This is a genomic window from Streptomyces doebereineriae, from assembly GCF_031845645.1.
GTDB lineage: Bacteria > Actinomycetota > Actinomycetes > Streptomycetales > Streptomycetaceae > Streptomyces > Streptomyces canus.
In genome coordinates this window covers 1-416 of sequence record NZ_JAVREZ010000471.1, presented here as the reverse complement: position 1 = coordinate 416, position 416 = coordinate 1, and the positions used below count along the sequence as shown (strand labels likewise).

The following is a 416-nucleotide window of genomic DNA, read 5'->3' as shown; positions in this document are numbered from 1 at the left end:
CACCACCGCCCCAGGACGCGAGGCATCCTCCACCGCCCCGGCCGGAGGAGCCTCGGCCGGGACAGCCTCCAGGATCACGTGCGCGTTGGTCCCGCTGATGCCGAAGGAGGAGACCCCCGCCCGGCGCGGACGGCCCGCGTCATCCCACGTACGGGACTCCGTCAGCAACTGCCCGGCCCCGGCCGACCAGTCCACCTCGGGCGTCGGACCGTCCACATGCAGCGTCTTCGGCATCACCCCGTGCCGCATCGCCAGCACCGACTTGATGACACCGCCCACACCCGCCGCGGCCTGGGTATGGCCGATGTTGGACTTCAGCGACCCGATCCAGACCGGACGGTCCACCGGCCGGTCCTGACCGTACGTCGCCAACAACGCCTGCGCCTCGATCGGGTCACCCAGCCTGGTCCCCGTAC

Annotated in this window: 1 protein-coding gene; it reads right to left on the bottom strand. The window is 71.6% G+C overall.

Going from position 1 to position 416, the window contains the following annotated elements; genetic code table 11:
* On the bottom strand, positions 1-416 hold a 416-nt coding region (locus tag RNB18_RS52830; RefSeq protein WP_311721156.1), incomplete at both ends, for a polyketide synthase.